This window comes from Streptomyces sp. NPDC002730 (assembly GCF_042888805.1).
In the GTDB taxonomy this organism is placed as follows: Bacteria; Actinomycetota; Actinomycetes; order Streptomycetales; family Streptomycetaceae; genus Streptomyces.
Genome location: NZ_JBIAQG010000028.1, coordinates 1 through 20,895, shown reverse-complemented (window position 1 = coordinate 20,895; position 20,895 = coordinate 1). Strand labels below are relative to the sequence as shown.

12 protein-coding genes and 2 pseudogenes are annotated in these 20,895 nt (G+C 68.4%); 10 read left to right on the top strand and 4 right to left on the bottom strand.

Annotation, left to right across the window (positions count from 1 at the left end; genetic code table 11):
* Window positions 1-138: 138 nt before the first annotated feature.
* A complete protein-coding gene (gene tpg, locus ACFYXH_RS40720; protein ID WP_389574433.1) occupies window positions 139-537 on the bottom strand; it encodes a telomere-protecting terminal protein Tpg in 399 nt (132 codons plus the stop codon).
* Between the two features lie 666 nt (window positions 538-1,203).
* Here tpg and ACFYXH_RS40715 point away from each other — a divergent pair.
* Window positions 1,204-1,545 (top strand): DUF6191 domain-containing protein, encoded by a 342-nt coding sequence (locus tag ACFYXH_RS40715; protein WP_389574430.1) that lies wholly within the window; start codon window positions 1,204-1,206, stop codon window positions 1,543-1,545.
* Window positions 1,542-2,051 carry a DUF3995 domain-containing protein gene (locus tag ACFYXH_RS40710; protein ID WP_389574428.1) on the top strand — a complete coding sequence of 170 codons (510 nt, stop codon included), beginning with the start codon at window positions 1,542-1,544 and terminating at the stop codon, window positions 2,049-2,051. Before ACFYXH_RS40715 ends, ACFYXH_RS40710 begins: the two co-directional genes overlap by 4 nt.
* A 26-nt stretch (window positions 2,052-2,077) precedes the next feature.
* Here ACFYXH_RS40710 and ACFYXH_RS40705 read toward each other — a convergent pair whose 3' ends face one another.
* Window positions 2,078-4,378: a hypothetical protein gene (locus tag ACFYXH_RS40705; protein ID WP_389574425.1), complete on the bottom strand. Its 2,301-nt coding sequence runs from the start codon at window positions 4,376-4,378 to the stop codon at window positions 2,078-2,080.
* A 937-nt stretch (window positions 4,379-5,315) separates the two neighbouring features.
* Here ACFYXH_RS40705 and ACFYXH_RS40700 point away from each other — a divergent pair.
* The 6 genes and pseudogenes from ACFYXH_RS40700 to ACFYXH_RS40675 all read left to right on the top strand — a co-directional run bounded on the left by ACFYXH_RS40700 (window position 5,316) and on the right by ACFYXH_RS40675 (window position 15,810).
* A complete protein-coding gene (locus tag ACFYXH_RS40700; RefSeq protein ID WP_389574422.1) occupies window positions 5,316-5,624 on the top strand; it encodes a transposase in 309 nt (102 codons plus the stop codon).
* 604 nt (window positions 5,625-6,228) lie between these two features.
* Window positions 6,229-7,407 (top strand): hypothetical protein, encoded by a 1,179-nt coding sequence (locus tag ACFYXH_RS40695; protein WP_389574419.1) that lies wholly within the window; start codon window positions 6,229-6,231, stop codon window positions 7,405-7,407.
* Window positions 7,404-9,377, top strand: coding sequence for a hypothetical protein (locus ACFYXH_RS40690; protein WP_389574416.1), 1,974 nt, complete (start codon window positions 7,404-7,406; stop codon window positions 9,375-9,377). Before ACFYXH_RS40695 ends, ACFYXH_RS40690 begins: the two co-directional genes overlap by 4 nt.
* On the top strand, window positions 9,374-10,465 hold the full coding sequence (locus ACFYXH_RS40685) for an AAA family ATPase (protein ID WP_389574413.1): 1,092 nt from the start codon (window positions 9,374-9,376) through the stop codon (window positions 10,463-10,465). Before ACFYXH_RS40690 ends, ACFYXH_RS40685 begins: the two co-directional genes overlap by 4 nt.
* Window positions 10,462-11,859, top strand: a pseudogene (locus tag ACFYXH_RS40680) (SAV_2336 N-terminal domain-related protein); the annotation flags it as partial. The gene ACFYXH_RS40685 and the pseudogene ACFYXH_RS40680, both read left to right, overlap by 4 nt.
* Before the next feature lie 1,809 nt (window positions 11,860-13,668).
* Complete coding sequence (locus ACFYXH_RS40675) at window positions 13,669-15,810, top strand: tetratricopeptide repeat protein (RefSeq protein WP_389574480.1); 2,142 nt, start codon at window positions 13,669-13,671, stop codon at window positions 15,808-15,810.
* A gap of 284 nt (window positions 15,811-16,094) precedes the next feature.
* Here ACFYXH_RS40675 and ACFYXH_RS40670 read toward each other — a convergent pair.
* Window positions 16,095-16,277: pseudogene (locus ACFYXH_RS40670) on the bottom strand (DUF2199 domain-containing protein); the annotation flags it as partial.
* A gap of 821 nt (window positions 16,278-17,098) precedes the next feature.
* Here ACFYXH_RS40670 and ACFYXH_RS40665 point away from each other — a divergent pair.
* The gene (locus ACFYXH_RS40665; protein ID WP_389574410.1) at window positions 17,099-17,578 is read left to right on the top strand and encodes a transposase; all 480 of its coding nucleotides are present in this window, start codon (window positions 17,099-17,101) and stop codon (window positions 17,576-17,578) included.
* 971 nt (window positions 17,579-18,549) lie between these two features.
* Entirely contained in the window at window positions 18,550-19,302 is a 753-nt protein-coding gene (locus tag ACFYXH_RS40660) for an IS5 family transposase (protein WP_389574407.1), read from the top strand.
* On the opposite strand, the gene ACFYXH_RS40655 is transcribed toward ACFYXH_RS40660, so the two are convergent.
* Complete coding sequence (locus ACFYXH_RS40655) at window positions 19,268-19,846, bottom strand: hypothetical protein (RefSeq protein ID WP_389574406.1); 579 nt, start codon at window positions 19,844-19,846, stop codon at window positions 19,268-19,270. The genes ACFYXH_RS40660 and ACFYXH_RS40655 overlap by 35 nt on opposite strands.
* Window positions 19,847-20,895 lie beyond the last annotated feature (1,049 nt).

Genomic DNA, 20,895 nt, shown 5'->3' with positions numbered 1-20,895 from the left:
GCCAAGTTCCAACTAACGTGTCACGGCTCACCAGCGCGTGCGCCAATGCGACGCTCAGCAGGCCAAGTGACGCGCTCACAGGCCAACTGAGGCGCTCAGTCACAACACGGTTCATAACAGGCCGTGAATTCGGCGTGTTCAGAATTGGATATCCAGGGACAACACGTCGGTGAAATCGGCTCGCAGGCCAGGCGCGCGACCACCCCAGTCCGTGAAATAGGACTCGGTTATGGCGGCCGCGACGATCGGATGCAGCTCCTCCTCCGTCGCACCGCACTCCTGCGCGGCGAGGATCTGAGCTGCGTAGGTGGGTGAGATCGCCGTGCTGACGAACCGCTGGCGGCCGTCGTCCGAGCTGCCGTTCGCGGTGAATCCGAAGTACGCCGTGCACTCCACCTGCATGCCGCCAGAGGTGGCCGCGCGCTCCCGTGCCTGTGCCCTGACCTGCGGTTGCCACTCCGATTCGGTCTCTTCCACCAGGGCCGCCTTCAGGCGCTTCTGCGGCGTGGTGATGTCGCCGGACCGGTAGCGCTCCACCGTGCGACGGGAGACGCCCAGGCGCTCCGCGCAGGGCCTTGGTGGAGCCCTTCGCACGCGTGAGGAGGAATTTCATCTGGGCTCGCGCAGATTTCGGCGCGGGCCTGGTGACGGTGGCGCGCTCGGCCCGGGTGAGTGCGTCCAGGATCTTGCCGCGCTTCGGGGCGGGTTGCTGCTGCTCGTGATCGGTCATATGGCATGAGAACCCGGCGGGCCTGTGGACAGAGGACGGCATCCGCGCAGGTCACGGCGGTGCTGTCGGTGGCGGTGCCCGCCATGCGGTGGATCTCCATGGCGGCGCCTCCGCCGCATGGGGGAAGCGGATCGTGCGCCGGGCTGATCCCCGCGCGCTGCGGATCCAGAACAGTGATCCCGTGGCAATCAGCGAGACGAGTCCAACGACGGCGGTCGAGGGCACCGAGTGGCCTGTGCCGCTCTGGGCAGAGCGCATTGCCCGGCGCGATTGGGAGCCACCTCTATCGGGTGACATACGACGCTGCCGGGATGGGTGCCGGAGTGTCTGTGCGAGCGGTCCACGCGCGGACCGATGTCTGGAGCCCTTCTCCCAGTTCGCACGTCCGATGAGAACGACGCCGACCCGTCCGCTGTTTCCCGGCAGTCAACCGTGTTGAGGACGATGAGGGACCATCTGTGACGATTTGGCTCATGTCGTTTCCGGCGTTCGTGTGTCTGCTGGTCTTGTTCGCCCTGGTGGAGAGCGCGTGGCGATGGTTCACGGGGCTGGGCTTGATCCCGTGGCTACGCAGGCGCACGGGGCAGTCGTTGTCGAACACGGCCTTCGATGAATTCACGGCGGTCGTGAACGGAAACAAGACGGTGGAGCTGGAGCAGCGGCGGGTGGAGCTGCTGCGGCGGGACGACGAGAGCGACGGTGCGCCGCCCCGCTCCAGCATCGACCTGACCAAGGGCACGGCGTTCATCGTGTTGCCACAGGAAGCGGACGGCCGGTGCGCTGACAGGCACGATGCCCTTGAGGGCCGGCGGTGAAACGCGAACCGGAGGGAACGGGCGCAAAACCGTCCACGCTGTGGGGGCGTATCGCATGCTTGTGGGCGGCCGCGTTCGCCGGGTTGCATTTCTACTGGGCCGTCGGCGGTGATGTGGGGCTGAGCATCTCCGCCGGTCCGCTGGCCACCGAGCGCCCGCTGTGGTTCGTCGTAGCCGGTTTGTGGGGTGTGGGTGCGCTCTGCCTCCTCGGCGCCTTGCTGGCATGGCTGCTTGCCCGGTCCAGGCTCCGGGGTGTTCCCGCTCTGCCGGCAAGGTGGCTGGGGTGGGGCGTCAGTGCCCTCCTACTGGTCCGGGGCATCGGTATCGAGGTGCTGCTGCTGACCAACACGACGCACCTGGACACCTCCGTGAGCGTGGGGCAGCGGGCCTGGACGCTGGCCCTCTGGAACCCCTGGTTCATCGCCGGAGGACTGGCCTTCGGCCTCGCCACCCTTCGGTCCAGCAGGCATACCAACGCAGAACCGCCCCCCCCGGCCAGAAGCTGATTGCTCCGCCAGTCAGCTCGCCGAAGCTACTGGCCCGCCCCTCCGAACAGTCCGCCGTTCGAGTCGCCCCCGCCGTTCGAACCGTTGGCTCCGCCGGCGCGTTCGCCGGTGCCGCCGTTGCTGTTGGGGATGGAGGGCGTGCTGGTTCGAGGTGAGGGCTGCTGGCTGTTGCCGCCGATCAGGTCGCCGGAAGGCGTGACGCGAACAGAGGTGCTGGGATCTGGCTCCGGGTCGGCCAGGACGAAGCTGACTTGGTCGCTGTTGCGGAGCACGCTGGCGGTGGCTAGGTAAGTCCCGGCCGGAACGGTGTCCGAGGCGGTACAAGGGGTGCTGGGGCGGAGGTTCCAGTGAAAGTAGACGGTGGCAGGAAGCGCAGATGTGAGCTTGGCCCAGCGCACCCCGGTGTGGCCCGTGGCGCAGTCGCCTGAATTCCAGACGGTCTTGTCGGCGTCATTTTTGATGATCAGCAGGGTGGCCGTGCGGCTAACGTCGATGCGGCAGGGCGCGTGGCTCTTGGGTGCGGTCAGGCGGAGTCTCAGGTCCGGACTGGCGTCGGTGTACGTGTTGCGGGTTGTGGTCAGATCAGCTGAGACGCCGCTGGAGGCGCAGGGGTTCAGCTTCATGATGGCGGCGGTGTTGACGGGCTGACCGCCGATGTCTACGACCTCGTCCCTGTCCGGCTGCTTCGGCAGCGAAGAGGCCGGGGGGCGGGAGCCAGCAGGTGTCGGAGCGGTCGAGGCCTTCTTGTTGTCGGTCACCGTGCGGCCCGGATCACGGGCCCACCACGCTGCCGCAGCACCGCCCAGTCCCAGTGCGGCGAGGGCGGTGAGCACGATCGTGACCCGGATTCTGCGGCGCCGGCGAGGCCGCTCGGCCATGACAGTGAGGCCTCGGGGCCATCGCTTCAGCGGCGGCCGGGCCCCTGACGCTGCCCGATTCGGGCTTGCTCGTCCGTCCGACTTTGCGGTGGACGGACCGGGCATGCCGCTTGGGGTGGTTGAAGCGTGCCCGGCGGGTGGCTGCAGGCCGCCCGCGCTGATGCTGGAGCGCGGGCGGGGATAGGGCTGTGAGCTGGGGAGACGATTTGATTCGGGGGGCGCGGCAATAGGGCGGGTGGTGGCCACGTCCTGGGGTGCGTCGTCGCGGGTCTGCTGGCGCAGGGCCTGCGCGAGGATGTCGTCGAGTTCCGCGTTGAGCGCCTTCTCTTGCACCAGCTCGGTCAGCTCGGCGTCCAGGCGCACGGCTTCCTGCCGTACCCGGCGCAGCTCGCGGTGGGCTTCGCTTAGTTCGCTTTCCAGGTGCGCGATGGCGCTGGCGGCCAGTTCCTGATCGCGCTGTGCTTCTCGTTCGGTCTGCTCGGCCCGCCGTCGGGCTTCAGCCGCGGCGTGCTGTGCTTCCTGTGCCGTCGTCTGCGCGTCGGCGGCTTCGCGGGATGCCGTGTCACCGGCTGCCTCGGCTTCGCGTGCCGTGTGTTCGGCTTCCTCGGCACGCCGTTCGGCGTCCTGCACGGTGGACTCGGCGGTGCGGGCGCGGCTGTGCGCGGTCTCGGCCTGCGCTTCCGCTTCCGTGGCACGCCGCTGTGTTTCCCGGGCCGCGGCTTTGGCCTCTTCCAGGCGCTCCTGCAGGAGGGTGCTCTGCTCTTCCAGTGCCTTCTTTGCTGCCTCGAGGTGCTCCGCCTGCTCGCGGGCTTCGCGCGCGTCCGCTCCCCGTACGGCGACCTGTTCGCGCAGCGTGCTGATCTCGGCGTCCATCCGTGCCGCCTGCTGTGCAAGGTTTCGCGTCTGCTGGCGCCATTGACGCATTTCGTCCTGGCCTGCGATCGCCACCCGGTGTGTGCGGTCCAGCCGGCGGCGCGCCGCCGCAAGGACGCTCGCTGCCTGCGCGTTGTGCAGCCGCGCCTGCTCCAGCCGCCGTTCGATGACGGCGACCTGACGCTGGACGGCCGTGTAGTCGCGCATCGCCGTATCGCGGGTATCGAACGCCTCATACAGGGCCCGCAGATCCGGGTTCTTCACCTTGAGGGCTGCGTAGTACGCCGCCCATAAGTTTTCCTGCTGCCGGGCGGAGGGCGCCTGTACTGGCGGCAGGCGCTGCTCGGCGATGTCGAGAAGGTCATGGACGATGTCGCGGGTGGGCAACAGGGTTCCCGCGACGATCCGCTGGACAGGGGACGGGCCGCGGCTCGACTGCCGCCCCTTGCCTTCCTTGCCCTGAAGATCCGGCTGCGGGCGGCGGCGCTGTAGCTCCTCAGAGATCTGCGCCAGCGTCGTCGGGGCCGGTAAGCCGCTCAGCAGTGGGGTGACCACCGTCGTACGCAGGAGGTCCACCCACTGTTTCACCTGCGGTGACAGGTCTTCTCCCCCAGGCCCGATGGGCCGTCCAGCACGTGCCATTTCATTCCCCCCAGGAGTCAATACGACTCCCCTTACGCATCAATCCGACACCCCAGACCGTGATGGACAACGCCCGAACCAACCGGCCCAAAAAATGCAGGAGTCCACCATGGTCCATGCCCAGCCCCCGGCGCAGCCCAACGGCCAGTCCTCACCCGCGCCCGCACCCGGCTCGCGCACACCCGCTCTCGCCGGAGCAGGCCCCGGCAGCGTCGGGTCTCTCAGCGCAGCCTTCGCCGGCGCCCCCTGGCCCCTCATCCTCACCCTCGCCCTCGCCGGCCTCCTCGTCGTCCTCATCCAATCCGCCCTGTACGCCCTCATCCCCCAGAACTCCGCCGACCGCCTCACCGGTGGACCCGCTATTGGAACCACCGCAACCACCACGCCCAGACCAACCCCGCCCCCGGCACTCCACCACCCCACTGACACCAATGCCCCCGCAGCCGGTGCGCGTGCCGACAGCAGAAGCCCCGGGCGACTACGCAGCCGCCAACCCCGGGCATGGCCTCCAGCGTCCCCGTATTGTCCGCGCTGGAGTACGCGCCGGTGGCATGGTCCCTCACGAAGAGGCAGAAGCCCGCTCTACTGGTTGTCGTTGCCCAGGCACGGGGGCGCGCCAGTCTTGTCCGCACACTCTGGACGCTGATCGCAGGCAAGCTCTGCGTCAACGCGAGCCTCAACTGGAGCAGCCTCAGCGGGCATTGCCCGCTGGGACCACCCGGCCCCGGGGACGCTGCTGCGCTCGGATGAGGTCCCCGAGGAGTTCCAGGACAACGACCCGCCACCGTGGGGCGACTCCCCGGAGCGAGCGCAGCTGGTCGCCCGCGGTGACGCGATCCTCGACCAGGGTCCGTCTTCAAAGATCATCCGGGTGGTGGATCATGGTCCGGTGCAACGACATGAACTCACCGATCAGGAATGGGAGTTACTTGCTCCCCTCATACCCCGGGCCGTGACCGGACGGCCTCGGGTTGACGACCGGCTGGTCGTCAACGGCATGGTCTACAAGATTCGCACCGGGATCAGCTGGCGTGACCTGCCCGAACGCTATGGCCCATGGAAAACGGTCTACACCCGCTTCCGCCGATACGCCCTCAGCCGCGCGAACAGCGGAGTTACCCACAATCCCCCGAGTCTCGGCTGCACTTGGTATCGCTGCGTAGCCTCCACTGTGGAGTGATCCGCCGACATACCGCCAGCAGGGTTGCAGAACGACCGCCTTGACGCGCGACCCGGCCGAGCCTCTCCGGTGAAGGGGGCAGGTCGGCGCGCACGGTGCGGTCGTTCAACCGTTCCGGCCCCGCAATGACTCGGGCAGCAGCGGCCCGACGAACTCCCACTCGAAATTCGACAGTTCATGGCGACCTATTACCCGACCGTGATCCACCATGCGAGATCATTTGAAGGCACGCACTGCCTGGTAGACGAGTAACTCCGATGTGCCTCGCGGGCAGCAGCGCCCTGGCCGGGGTCGAGGTCAAGAAGACTTCCGACCCCGGGGTCCTCATCCACCAGGAGCCTGAGCTGATCCCGAAGCCCCCTTCACCGAGCGCAGCTCGTACGGCGGAGACCGACAACACGAGGCCGGCGTCCCTACCAGTTCCTCGGTCGGGGTCATGCGACAAGCCGGGATCCGAGTGTTTTCTACGGCAGACAGGGCTACGGTGCTTGCCACGGCATTCCGTTGCATGACGAGGCGGTTCGAAGGGGATCCCGCCGGTCATGGGGCGAGTTGAACGGGGGCGATTGCGGTGGCGACAGTCCTATTCGTGCACGGTACTGGGGTGCGCCAGCCGGCGTACGATCACGCACTGGCGAGGTTCAGGACTCAATTGGCCCTTGTCCGGCCCGATGACAAGGTGGCCGAGTGCTACTGGGGCGGGACGGCGGGTTCGTCGCTCGGGGCGAAGGGTGTGTCCGTGCCCGCAGGGCATTCGGCGCGGGCACTGACCGACCCGGGGGCGGGTCCGGGTGCGTCCGGGGACGCGGATGAGGATGAGGAAGTCGCCCTGTGGGGTCTGCTCGAGCGTGACCCCCTTTTCGAGTTGCGGCTGTTGTCGCCTGGTCAGGGCACCGCGGAGGAACTGCCTCCTCACGTCGTTCCGATGGGTCAGCAGTTGGAGCAGGCGGTACGGCGACTGCCGCTGGATGCGTGCGTCGTTGCCCTGGCCGAGGAAGCCGGTGTGGGCGAGGTGCTGGGCGACGCGGTAGAGGCTGTCGTGTCCGATCCGTCGGTGTCCGCTGCGATGCGGATGGCGGACGGCATGGGGGGTGAGTTACGGGGCGCGCTGGCCCGGGCTGTCACTGCGGAGGCGTTGCGGGCCGCGGACGAGGCCGCGTGCGGCGTAGTCGCCCTGGACGGGGTGCACCGGGATGCCCTGGTCGACGCGATCGCTGCCACGCTCGGCGGATCGGATCGCGGGCTGGGCGGCATGGTGCTGCGTTCGGGGCTGCGTCTGGCGCTGAGTCTGGGCGCAACCAAGCCGGTGGAGCGGCGGCGGGCGGCGATCACTGGGATGGCCGCCCCGGCCGGGGGTGATGTCCTTCTGTATCTGGCGCGCGGCCAGGCCCTGCGTGACTTCATCACCGAATCCATCAGCGCCCTTGATGGCCCCGTGGCGATCGTGGCACACAGCTTGGGCGGAGTTGCCGCACTGGAGGCCCTCGCCGGCCAGCAGCTGCCGGCGGTCGAACTCCTGGTCACGGTTGGTTCGCAGGCTCCGCTGCTCTACGAGCTCAATGCTCTGCCGACCCTGCCCTTCGGCGCCACGCTGCCCAGCAGCGTGCCACGGTGGGTGAACGTGTATGACCAGCGTGACTTGCTCGCCTTTGTCGGCGAGAGGATATTTGCTCGGCGGATCGAGGACCGCCGTATCGACAGCAAGTCGCCCTTTCCCCGTTCGCACAGTGCCTACTTCGCCAACCGACGCTTCTACACGTTGCTTGGCGAGGTGTTGCCGTGACCTTGCTGCCCAGTGGCACGAGAGCCGTTGTCGTGGGTGTGGAACGCTATGACATCGGTAGCCGGTGGGGGCTGGACGGACCGGCTGCGGACGCCTGCCGTTTCGCGGGCTGGCTCACCAGCTGTGGTGTGCTGGCCGAGAACATCACCCTGCTCGTATCGCCTCTTGCGTCGAACGCCGACCACGTCCGCGAACATACCCAGAGGCATGGCTATCGGAGCGGGGTCGCTGATCAGGTAACGGTCCGAGACGTGTTTGCCAGGACTCTGCCCGCCACGGCCAGCGATCTGCTCATCATCCATTGGGGTGGACACGGCGTCATCGAACACGACGAGCAGCGTCTGATCTACGCCGATGCCACCACGCAGGACAAGTGCAACCTCAATCTGACCCAGCTGCTCAGGTGCCTGCGGACGAGCACCTACGCCCGGCATCCCCGGCAGCTGGTTCTCGTAGATGCCTGCTCCAACCTGGTGGAGGACCTCGGCTGGGTAGGGGTGATGCCCCGTCAAGATTTCGCGGAGGGACGCACCGATCCTCGGCGCGATCAGTACGCCTTGCTGGCCGCGAGTCCAGGAGAGCGGGCTGTCAATGACGACGCCGCGAAGACGGGGTTGTTCTCTCGCACGGTACTCGAGGTGCTCGGCAATCTCGGCGACGGCACCTGGCCGCCGGATGCCGGCCGCCTGCAGAGCGAAGTCAGTGGACGATTCGAGTTCCTGCGGGAACAGGGGCGTACCGAGCAAGTGCCCAGCCGTCTGTGGTACCGCTCGCGCAGCACTCAGGACGAGCTGATTTTCGCTGCTGGATCCCCCGCGGCCCGTACCTCAGCGCGGGCTATCGGCGCCTTGCTGCTCACTCATGGCGAGTTCCAGCGGCTCAAGAAGATCATCGACGGTGCGTCGGCACCAGCTCGGTTGCGCGACCTCTATCGTGAGGCGACCCGCGACGTAGTCAGCGCGAGTGCTCTGCTGCACCAGCCGGACGACCTCACCTCGACCGTGGTGGCGCTGCGCAATCTGGTGCGACCGGCGCCGCTGTTCCGCTTCCTGGTCAGATTCGCGGCGAGCTCCGACACGGTGACCCAGCACCGGCTCTGGGAATGGATCAACGAGACCGCGCCCCGGTGGGAGGTGGACCTGGAGGAGCTGCGGGCGCTGGACGCGGAGTTGTCCCGCACCTACATGGTGCTACGGCTGCAGCCCGACCTGCTCGGTGAGGGCCTGCTGGTGACCGGCTGGAGTTTCGAGGGCTGCGACAGTCGGCAGGTCGTGTGCGCGGACGAACCCTGGGCCGCGGGTCGGCTGGCCAGCGAAGTGGGCCGCCTGCTCGAGGGATTCGATCCCGGGCTCGATGCCGTCCCGCCCGTCATCGAGTTCCTCGTCCACATGCCCATGCTGGATGACCAATTGGAACTGCTTTCGGTGCCGATAGCCGGTCGCCGCCAGGCTATCGGTACCGCCTGCCCGGTTGTCATGCGGCCGTTGGAACGGCTCACCGACCCCGCCCGTGTCCAGGTTCTGCAGGCGCGGTGGCGGGAGCTGACCAAACGCGGCGACACTTACGACGACAGTGCCATCCACTGGGTGGAGTGCATTCTGCCGGGCACGCCGGCCAACGCGGAGACCTGGCAGACACGGGTGTGTGCCGCCTTGGCCTATAGCCGCAGCCACGGTCCCCACGAGGATCCTGGTCTGCAAGAGGCGCTGGCGGCAGGCATGCCCGTGGCCCTGTGGCACCGGCCGAGCCGGGGGGACGCGAATCGCCGTGAAGCTCTGGAGCGGGTGCTGCGCAACCGTCAGCTGCGCGACCTGCCAGATGTCGTCCTGGGCCAGCGGATCGCCGCACACCATCCCAGCGCGAATGCCGATCACCCCGGCCGCGATCTGGTTTTGCTGTGGGACGATCCGGATCGTCTGCCCGCGGAACTGCAATGGCACCCACCGGCTCTGGAAGGAGCGGCCCTGTGACCGTGTGGCCCATCTACACCGGTACCCGTCGGCCCCATGACCGCGTCCGTCTGCTTCCCGAGGCGCCGAACTGGCGGTCCTTCGACGGCGGGCCGCCTTTGTCGTCTCCTCAGCGGTTGGTGCCCACCAGCGCGCGCCGTCTCGGCACGCTTGACTCTCCGGATTCCTCGGTCCGCACACCCAGCGCCAAGGAGGTGCAGATGGTCAACGCGGCGCTCTTCCTGCGCCGCCCTCTCCTGGTGACCGGCAAACCCGGCACCGGCAAATCCACGCTGGCCTATCTGATCGCCGAGGAGCTCGGGCTCGGCCCCGTACTGCGCTGGCCCATCACCAGCCGCTCGACCCTGCTCGAAGGCCTTTACCGGTACGACGCGATCGGCCGCCTGCGCGAGGAGAACCTGCGCCGTCTCCGCGACCGGCCAGCAGCGCCCGCCGGGGAGCCGGCCCCGCCCGGCGGTGAGCCGTCTTCCTCATCGGCGGACCCCGCCGGCACCGATATCGGCCGACACCTGCGGTTGGGACCGCTCGGCACGGCCCTGCTGCCCTACAACACTCCGCGCATGCTGCTCATCGATGAGATCGACAAGAGCGACATGGATCTGCCCAACGATCTGCTCAACGTCTTCGAGGAGGGCGAGTACAGCATCGACGAGCTGCAACGGCTGCCGGAGGAGACCGGCCCGGTACCGGTGATGATCGCCGACCCCGACGGTCATGCGAACATCAGCCGCGGCCATGTGTGCTGCCGTGCGTTCCCGTTCGTGCTGCTGACCAGTAATGGGGAACGGGAGTTCCCACCGGCTTTCCTGCGGCGCTGCCTGCGCCTCGACCTGGATCCTCCGGGTCGTACGCAGGTCGAGGAGATCGTCACTGCCCACCTCGGCCCGGAGGCGACCGCCACGGCCGGACACCTGGTCAATTCCTTCCTGGCCAAGCGGGAGATCTCCGAGGTCACCACCGACCAGCTGCTCAACGCCGTGTACCTCGCCACTGCGGGCAGCCGACACGACGGCCGCTCCCCCGAGGAAGTCGCTTCCCTGGACGAGGTGGCCCAGGCCGTTTTGCGCCCCCTCTCCGGTCCGGAATGATTGACCGACTGCTGGCGGTCCTCGCCGAGGCCGGGGTGGAGGCGGATCCCCGAGAACTGAGGGATGCCCTGTGGCTGGCCGGTCACCTCAATGTCGATGCGCTGGCAACCGCTGCCACAACCGACGGCCCGCCCCCGGAATCACCCGAGCCGGAAGCTCCCCACGCTGCGGAGGAAGAAGCGGCCGAAGCGGCCGAGGACGAGGCACAAGCTCCGTTGCATGCCTCCGGGGAGACCAGTAGTGGCCGCGCCCAGGGCGCGCCCGGGCTGCCGGCAATGCACGCGCGCAGCCCAGCCGTGCCAGCCCTGCGCCACCGGCTGCGCCTCGCCCGTGCTCTGCGCCCGCTCAAGCGGCGTGTGCCTTCGAAGACCGCCTTCACGGTCGACGAAGACGCCACTGTCGCCCAGGCGGTCGAGGAAGGTATCTGGCTGCCGGTCCTGCGCCCGGCCCCGGACCGTTGGCTAGACCTGGTACTGGCCGTCGACGCCTCCCCATCCATGGTCGTGTGGCGGCGTACAGTGACAGAGCTGCGCGCCCTGTTCGAACAGCTCGGCGCCTTCCGCACTGTACGGACCCTCACCTTCGATGCGTCCGTGCCCCCGGCAGCGCCTGTGATGCTGGGCCCGGAACGGAGTTCCGGCACGGTTGTCGGAGCAGGGATCAGCCCGGCCACGGTGATCGACCCGGCGGGCCGTACAGCGGTCGTCGTGGTGACCGACGGCGTCGGTGCGGCCTGGCACGACGGTCGCGTGGGGGAGGTACTCAGGCGGTGGGGATGCGCCACCCCCACGGCGGTGGTCACCGTGCTCCCCCAGCGCATGTGGGCCGGCAGCGCTCTGCTCGCCGTTCCCGCTCGTATCCGCACCCCGCGACCGGGCGCCGCCAACAAGGCCATGACAAGCCGTGTTCCTGCCGGTAGGGACGTGGTCCCGGTCCCTGTCATGGAGCTGTCCGCCCGATGGCTCGGCGGCTGGGCACGGCTGGTGGCCGGCGCACCGGGCTGGCACGCCGCTGCCCTGCTCGCCACACCACCTGTCTCCGGCACAGCTCCCGAAACACATCCACCGGACACCTCAGCGGCGGCCATCGTGCGCCGCTTCCGCGACGCGGCTTCGCCCATCGCCTTCCAACTCGCCTGCTACCTCTCGGCGGCGTGGCTCAACCTCCCAGTGATGCGCATGGTGCAGCGCACCATGCTGCCCGCATCCGACACCTCCCACCTCGCCGAGGTCTTCCTCGGCGGGCTGCTCACGGCAGCGGCCTCTACCGACGAAGCAGCAGACCCCGAGGCCACACCGTACGACTTCGTGCCGGGCATCCGGGACGAGTTGAACGGCTACCTTCTGCGGGACGACCTGCTGACGGTCCTGAGGGAGACCAGCCGCTTCGTCAGCGAGCGCTTCGGACAGCCCTTCGACTTCCCCGCCCTGCTCGCGGACCCCGAGGGAACGCCGTTGCCGGCCCTCGGCAGTGCCGGCGCACCACCCATGGCCTATGTCGCCGCAACCGTGCTCGCCAAACTCGGCGGACGCTACAAGGACCTCGCCGACCGGCTGACTTCCCCGTCAGGCGCCCCTGCCCCGCCCGGCATCCGAGGCGCCGGGCGCCACACGGACGGGAGCCGCCCCGCACCGGCCAGAGTTCGGCCGGAGCCGGCCTCGGAGGCCAGCGCTGCACCGCGGCCACTCGAGCCGCGTCGCCTGCTCCTGTCCCTCGCTCTGCCCCATCCGCAGGGCATCACACCGGCTCAAGCAGCCGCCGAAGACGCGCACCGGCGTCTCGCCCACACGTTCACCACTCGGCTCGGCTACGAGCATGCGTCGGTGTCCCCACGCGACCTCACCGGCAGGCGGCTCCTCGCGCAGCTTGCGGCCTTGGGCACAGAAATCAGCTCATCCCCAGAATCCCTGTTGGCCGTCTACATCACCGGGCACAGTGCCGTCAGCGCGACCGGTGCGCACGCACTGTTCACCGCCGACACGGACCCCGCTCGTCTGGTGACCATCGGACTGCCCGTTGAGGACCTGATCAGAGCGCTACTCGAAGGCAGTCGGCGCAGGCGGGTGCTGTTGATGCTGGACACGGCTCACGGGGGAGAGCGCGGAGCACGGTTGACAGCGACCGACCTGACGGACATCGGCAGGCGGTGGGTATTGGCCAACGGCTCCCAGCTGGCAGTCATGTGCTCCGTCACGGGGAGTCAACCACCCGTGGACAGTTCCTTCCCCACTCTGTTGGACCAAGCAATCACAGCCGTCCCGGCGGGCATCGCGTCCAGGGTCGGCAGCATCGTCGACCAGATGAACGCGATGTCCGGTGTGGCCGAGGAGTATCAGGTCACCTGGGCGTTGGCCGGCACGCTAGGCGAGCCCCCTCTCCTACCGAATCCCGCCGACCGGCCGACTGCCGACACAAGCGGTCTCCTCGCGCAGGAGGACGCCGATCCTGACATGCCTGCCCGACACACCGACGGATCGTCTGCCTCGCTCGGCCAACCAATCACGGAGCTCGATCCGATCGCTCTGGGAGTGCACCGAGCCGTCGAGGTAGGCACCAAGGAAGGCCACACTCTGCCGGCGCTCACGCCCTATGTGATCCGCGAGCACGACCATGCTCTGCGCGCAGTGGTCCACCGCGCCGGCCAAGGACAGAGCCAGCTGGCCGTGCTGATCGGCAGTGCCGTGACGGGCAAGACACGCGCCTGCTGGGAGGCCGTACGCGAACTGCCCCACCCATGGCGGCTGTGGCACCCGAGTGTGCCTGCCCGGCCCGATGGAGTTCCACGCGGCTTCGACAGCCTAGGTCCGCACACCGTTGTCTGGCTCGACGACCTCCACCGATATCTGCTCACCGGGGATCAGGCAGCCGAGGAGTTCGCGGCCACACTGGAAGAGCTTCTTCACGACTCCGCCCGCGCACCGCTGCTTGTACTGGGCACGCTCCGGCCTGATCAGTGGCAAACGCTGACAGCCGACCAAACCTCCGGTAGCTCGTTCCGGCGCGCCTCCGCGCTACTCAGGGAGCGCGCAATTCTGGTCCCGGAGCGATTCAACCGCGAGGACCTGTTCGCGCTCAGGAATCTGGATGACCCTAGGCTTGCGTCCGCGGCGGAGCGCGCGCAGCAAGGAGAGGTCACGCAGACCCTGGCCAGCCACTTCACTCGCCGCGAGGATGCCGCCTCCCCCTTGGCCGAGGTTGGCAGTCTGGTCCAAGGCCGGTACCGGCTGCTCGACCTGATCGGGCGCGGTGGCCTGGGCGAGGTGTGGCGTGCGCGCGACGAGTCCCTCGGCCGGCATGTCGCCGTGAAGTGCCTCAAGCCGCTCGCCTCGGCGCAGGACCCGTACTACCACCGGGCCTTGCGGGAGCGGTTCCGGCGCGAGGCCCGCGTGGCCGCCGCCCTCCAGCACCGCGGGGTGACCGTCGTCCACGACTTCGGCGAGTCCGACGACGTCCTGTACCTGGTCATGGAGCTCCTGGAGGGCCGTAATCTCAGCCAGCTCCTGACGGAAAACAATCACCGCCCGCTGCCCGTCCCCGATGTCGTCGAGATCGCCGACCAGGTCGCCGTCGCGCTCGCATACACGCACCGGCAGGGCATCGTGCACTGCGACCTGAAACCGACGAGCATCATGCGGCTGAGCGACGGCACGGTGAAGATCTGCGACTTCGGCATTGCGCGCCTGGGCCACGACATCGGCTTCACCTCCCGGCTGAGCGGCGCCGGCATCGCGGTGGGCACCCCGCACTACATGTCGCCCGAGCAGATCGGCGGCACCGAGGTCGACCAGCGCAGCGACCTGTACTCGCTCGGCTGCGTGCTGTACGAGATCGCCACCGGCGCACCGCCGTTCGACCTCGACGACACCTGGGCCATCCTCGTCGGCCACCGCGACACCCCGCCGCAGTCACCGCGCAGCCGGCGCGCCGAGCTGCCCGCGTTCCTTGCGGAGATCATCCTGGACCTGTTGGCCAAACGGCCGGAAGACCGACCGCAGAGTGCGGCCGTGTTGGCGGAGCGCATCAGAGCCGGGCAACTGACTCCCCGCTCCTCAGCGGCACGTGCGACCGGCGGGTCAGGGCCAAGGAGCACGCCGGTCACGGACCGGAGCAGCGCCATCCAGACGACGGATAGCGGGCATCCGGCCCCGGTGCCACAGGCCAATGCGGCAGGCAGCTCCGGAGAACGACTTGCGCCGCCCGCCCTGAGTCCGCAGACACGAACCCGGCTGGAGGCCCGCCACAGCGAGGGCCTCGCTCTCGGCCGAGCCGGACGCTGGACCGAGGCCAATGGGCTGCACCAGCTGAACGCAGCTGAGCGAGCACAGCTGCTCGGTTCTGAGCACCCCGACACGCTCACCAGCCGCTACGAGGTCGCTTTCTCCCTCAGCCGCGTCGGACGCCCCGCCGACGCCCTCACCGAGTACACCGACGTAGCCCAGGCAAGAGAACGGGTGCTGGGCGCCGACCACCCCGACACGCTCGCCACCCTCCAGGAAGTGGCTTACACGTTCGGCCAGTTGGACCGGCATGTCGACGCGCACGAGACCTATACGTCGGTGCTCGCGGCCCGGCTGCGCGTACAGGGGCCCGACCATCCCGACACGCTTCGCTGCCGCCACAACCTCGCCTTTAACCTCAGCAGGCTCGGGCGCCTGGAGGAGTCCTACCGCACGGCCGGCGAGGTGGCCGTCGCCCGCGCCCGCGTCCTCGGCCCCGACCACCCCGACACCCTGGTCAGCCGCTACGAAGTCGCCTACGCCCTCGGTCAGCTCGGCCGCTGGCCGGAGGCACTCGAGGCCTACCGTGAGGTGGCTGAAGCCAGAGAACGCACCTTGGGCCCCGACCATCCCGACACCCTCGCCGCCCGCTACGAGCTGGGCATCGGCCTGGGCCGCCTGGGCCACAGCGCGGAGGCCCTGGCGCTGTACCGCGACCTGATCGACGACCGCACCCGTGTCCAGGGCCCCACCGACCCCGACACCCTCCGCGCCCGCCACGGCCTCGGCGTCAACCTCGGCCGCCTCGGCCGCTGGGAGGAAGCCCTCGCCGAGTCCCGTGACGTGTGGGCGATCCGCGAGCAGGTGCTGGGCCCTGACCACCCGGACACCCTGGTGAGCCGCCGCGAGGTCGCCGTCGGACTCGGCTGGCTGGGCCGCTGGGCGGACGCCTTGACCGAGTACCGCAGCGTGGCCGCCACCCGCGAACGCGTCCTGGGCGCCGACCACCCCGACACCCTCGCCAGCCGCAACGACGAGGCCCACTGCCTGGAACAACTCGGCCGGGGTGCGGAGGCGGTCGAGCTGTACCGAAGGTTGGCGGTCCTGCGGCAGCACCACTCCCAGTAAGCGCAGCTCCTTAAACCGCGCGAGGGGCGCGGGCAGGATGGTCAGACACCTGTTGTCTCGTCGGCGCAAGTACCCCGCTCCGCCGCGAGTTTCTCCGGCGCCCGCTGCCGTCCGGGCGGGTCGGCCGTCCGAGCAGGCGGCCCTCCCCGGCTCGGGTTCCCGACGGGCATCGCTAGAGCTGTATTAAACCCGTCGACCATGCCGTGACCGCACAACTCGGACGCCGCCACATCCGCTGAGAAGGGAACGGACACCCTCATCGGTCCCTCCCTTCTCCGTCCGGATCAGGCGTCGTCGCTGGCGGGGTGCAGAACGGCTTCGGTGATTTCGCGAACGCGGCCCCATGTGATGCCGGTGTGCTGTTCGATGGCGAGGGGATGGTCGGTGGGTTCCAACTCGATGAAGGGCCACTGGTCGACGGGCCTGGTGTGGACGTGGGTCTTCAGGTTGATGGTGCTGGGCGAGTAGGTGGGTGGGAGCCTGGTGATCGGATCCGACACAGCCGAGTAGGGGTGCCGGCGGCCTCCGTGATCAACTCGGCTTCGGATTGATCGGATCGGCGCATGCCTCTGTCCTTCGGCTCCGCGGCGGGCTGCCCACGTCCAGCAGGACATCCGCTCCTGCGACATCTCCAGGCAGCCACTCACCGAAGAGACCATCGACCTGGTGCTGTCCGAACGGCCGCACCCGCCCGCTCCGGCTGGCCCTGCCAGATCTGCGCATCCGGCCGTTGGCCGGACTGACAATGGCTCGATCACGGATTCGCACAGTGCGCAGCGCGCTGACCTTCTACTTCAACGACTGCGCATACATGGTCATCCGCAGTGCGCAGAACCCCCGGTGCGCTCCGCGGGCACTTCGTGGCGTACGTAGGCGATTAGCCCCCGCACGGCGGCCGCGTTCGAGACAGGAGGGCGCTACTGCCACTTCGCGAGCGTCTCGCTCACGACCTGCGCAGTCGCGTGAACGTCTGCAGCCAGGTACGCATCGAGTGCGGCCACTCCCCCACCGGATGCGTCCCGGCCAGTGATGATCACAGGTCCATGGAGGAGGTAAGGAAGGTAGTCGAGGCCTCGCCATGCGCAGGCAAGGGCCCACGCGGTCAGGTTGGGGGGCAGACCGAGCTTGCTGCCCTCCCCATGGACATGAAGGAGTGCCCGGGGATGGCAGACCGCTTGCTCGGGCAAACCGCCGATATTGATCACGAGCGTTGTTAACACTTGCGGGTCTTGATCATGGCGAAGACCTCCGGTGTGGTGGAGGTGTCTAGGCTCCACACGAGGTCTTCGTGTCCCACCGTAATGCCCGGCTGACCGTTTTTGGGAGGCGGCTGCTGGTTGAACGTGTCTGTTCCGGACGGCCGGTCGCGCATGTGGCCGCCGAGAACGGCGTGTGTGCGCAATCCTTGCTGGAACGCATCCGAGTGCCCCGCACCGGCCCTGGCCGCCCACGCTGCAGACCTGAACACGTCATCGCCGACAAGGCATACAGCTCCCGCGGATTCCGCACGTATCTGCGACGACGCGGCATCGGCCACACCATTCCGGAGAAGACCGACCAGAAACGGCACCGCCGCAACAGAGGCAGCCGCGGCGGCCGGCCACCCGGCTTCAACCGCGCAACCTATCGCCGACGCAACACAGTCGAGCGGTGCTTCAACACCCTCAAACACTTCCGCGGCCTCGCGACCAGGTACGACAAGACCGCCACCTCCTACGAAGCAGCGGTCAGCCTGGCGTCGTTCCTACTCTGGGCAAGATCCGTTTGAAGACGGACCCTAGCCCGCACCAGGAGCCAGTTGGCTCTGAACACCACGATGTCGAGAACGAAGCCGGATCACTCAACGCCCGGCGAGAAAAATCACCCGATGATCACGAGTCGGAACGCTACGTAATTCCGGTCGTCGAACTTGCGTCCGCAAAGCCCTCCCGAACAGGGCAAACGAACACCGGGTCGTGGGCCCTCCAAGAGGACCTGCATCTGAAGTGACAGATGTCACAACAGAGTTGGGCGAAATCGAGCGCCCCGCACCACCCCCTGATCGCCTCCCGCTCACCTCCAGCGCCCCCGTCACACGAACGAGTGAGCCCCCTCGACTCCCCCTGCGTGCCCTCGCCCCCCACGGCTGCGCGGACGCGGGCGCCTTCGATCAACTACGAGGCGTGACACGTACAGCTGGGCGACGCCCGGCCGCAGCAGGTCCTCGCCAAGCCTGTCTGGTGCCGACGACCGCTTTCCGCAACCCACTCAGGGAACGATGTGAGTGGACCCGCGTCGGTTCGTCGCTTCCTGGACCGAAGGAGGAGCGCCGTCTCTGCGGGCCTGCCCTGGGCGGGCGAGAATCCGACGCAGCTGCTCGATCAATTCCGGCGTCGGAGGTGGAGCTTGAGCTACCTGCCGATGGATCTCTGCAATCACTTCATCGCCAAGCAGCCTCCGACGCTCTGCGGCGTCCACGTTCCGTTCCTCAGAAGCCGTTGTCGTATCGATCATGGAACGAGCGGGTCGAACGGGGTTCCTGATCGGGTGGTCTTCCGGCTGTACGCGCATGAGGGCAGGGCCTCCCGGTAGCTCGGGGATGCGAATCGAACCGAGCATCACCGGGAGGCCCTGTTGTCGTATGTGTACGCGCCCGCGCCCGTGAACTTCAACTCGTCTGACGTGTCGTGCGATTGTCTCGCGCACGTGTACGGGAACGCGGCTGATCGCCCGGACCGGGTGCGCCGGTATCCCTCGGACATGAACGACGCGGAGTGGGCGGCGGTGCGGCCGTTGCTGCCCACGCCGGCCTGGCTGGAGGGCCGTGGCGGGCAGCCGGAGGCGTATTGCCACCGGCAGATGCTGGACGCGATCCGCTACCTGGTGGCGGGCGGGATCTCCTGGCGGTCGATGCCTGCGGATTTCCCCGCCTGGGACCGTGTTTACGCGTTCTTCCGCCGCTGGCTGCACACGGGGCTGATCACCGAGTTCCACGACCGGCTGCGCGGCCGGGTCCGCGAGCGCGAGGGGCGCAAAGCGGAGCCGACGGCCGCCATCATCGACGCTCAGTCGGTGAAGGCCGCCGCTTCGGTGCCCGCCGTCTCACGTGGCTACGACGGCGGCAAACAGGTCAACGGCCGCAAGCGCCACATCATCACAGGCTGTCTCGGTCTGCTGCTTCTCGTCGCGGTGACCGCCGCGAACGTCGGTGACCGTGAGGCGGCCACGAGCCTGCTGCAACGGCTACGCCGGCTGCACCGGGACATCTGCCTCGTCTGGGCCGACGGCGGCTACACCGGCGACCTTGTCGACTGGTGCCGTCACAAGCTCGCCTTCGTCCTCGAAGTCGTCAAGCGCACCGACGACATGGAGGGGTTCGTGGTGCTCCCGAGGCGCTGGGTGGTGCATTCGCGCCGGTTGTGCCGGGACCACGAGACGCTGACCGCGACCAGCGAGGCGATGATCCAGTTCTCGATGATCACACGGATGAGCCGCCGACTGGCGAGGCCATGAGCCGACGGCCGGCACTGAACGCCCCCGACGCCTCCTGGAGCAACCACCCGCGCTCACCGAGGCGCTTGGCCTTCGAGCGCACCCCCTCGACCTTCGCCGCCACCGCGGTGTCGATGCCCAGTGCCCTGGCGAGATCCTTGGCCCGCACCGGCTCACGGTCCGGCCGGTCCTCAAGCACGTTCAAGATCCGCTGGTAATCCGGCGAGAGCGCCGACACCGACAACCCCTCCCGCCACGGCACGACCGCTCCCGCCACCGACGCGGCCACCGGCGCAGCAGCGGGCACTTGTCCGCCTTCGGCCTCCGTCACGACGGTGGTCTCCTCGGCAGACACGGCCAGGGCATCGACGAGTTCCTCACGGGCGATCACCCGCCGGTCCAACTCGATCTCGGCGGCCTCCAGCGCCGCGGCCGCACGGGCCGCCTCCTCTCGCAGGTTCTCCACCCGCTCACAGGCAGCCGCTTCCCGCGCCTCCAGCAACCCCAGCATCGACGCCACCGCGCACCCCTCGACGATCAAGCAGAAACAGAACGCCGAGACCATCCCTCACGACGACCAGAACCATGCCTGAACAGCAGAGACTCAGCGATCACCTCCGGAAAGACAACGGCTTCTCACTTCCCTCTTGGATCAGCGGATGGCTTGAGCGATGAACATCTCGGTACCCCTGAATCTGCTGATACGGAACTCGGGGCGGCTCCGTCCACACCGCCCCTGCCCGTGCCCGCCGTCGGGATAGACCTTCTGCGATATCCGCATATGGGCGGTTTTATGACAGTGCCCAGAAGCGGCTCAGCGCGCCGCCGACGCCGGCGAACTCCTGGCCGTCCTCGTCCGCGTCTCCGGCGCCTCGCCCGCTTCAACAAGGCGGCCGTGGCCGCCTCCACATCGCCCTGGCACTCCGCCGGCGCGCCCTGAACCGCCTCGTGGATCACGTCGACCAGACCCGCTGGTTTCCTGGAACGCCCGCCGCGCCGGCGACGTGGAACGCTCCTCCGCCCCGTCGTCCGCGACGACGGCTGCGGGTGCTCCCGCACGGACCGTTCGACGGCGGGAGCGGGCTCAACCGTCGGCAACGCCGTCCCCGGAACCATCAGCGGCAACTCCTCGCACGAGGCGGTTGGTTAACACCGTTGATGGTTCTTCACGTCCCGGCCTGCCCGATTGCCCGCGTATCTCAGACCCGACGCACCCGAACGGAAAGCCACTGCCCTCATTCAAGATCACGATTCGCTACCTCGGGTGATCTTTGAGGACACGCGCGATCTCACGTCATCATGTCGGTGCCTGGCAGCAGAGAGTGGTTCCGTTCCTAGCTATGGGGCCCGCGGAGTGTCGTTGTGGTCGATGGCATGGTCCGGCTCCGGGGCAGCTCCCCGGGTCGTCCAGTCGCGGTGGCATCGGCCTGGCGGTGAGTCGAGGTGTCCGGGCCGGCAGCTGGCCTGCCTTCGCCGACCTGCGGGTCATCCCGCTCTCCCGTGCATCACAGGCAGTTGTAGGAGGACACCGATGACGGATACGCCCCGACTCAGCGCCCCGAGCGCTCCGTCCACGTCCCGCCGGGCGTGGCTGCGCGGTGCGCTCCTCGGCGG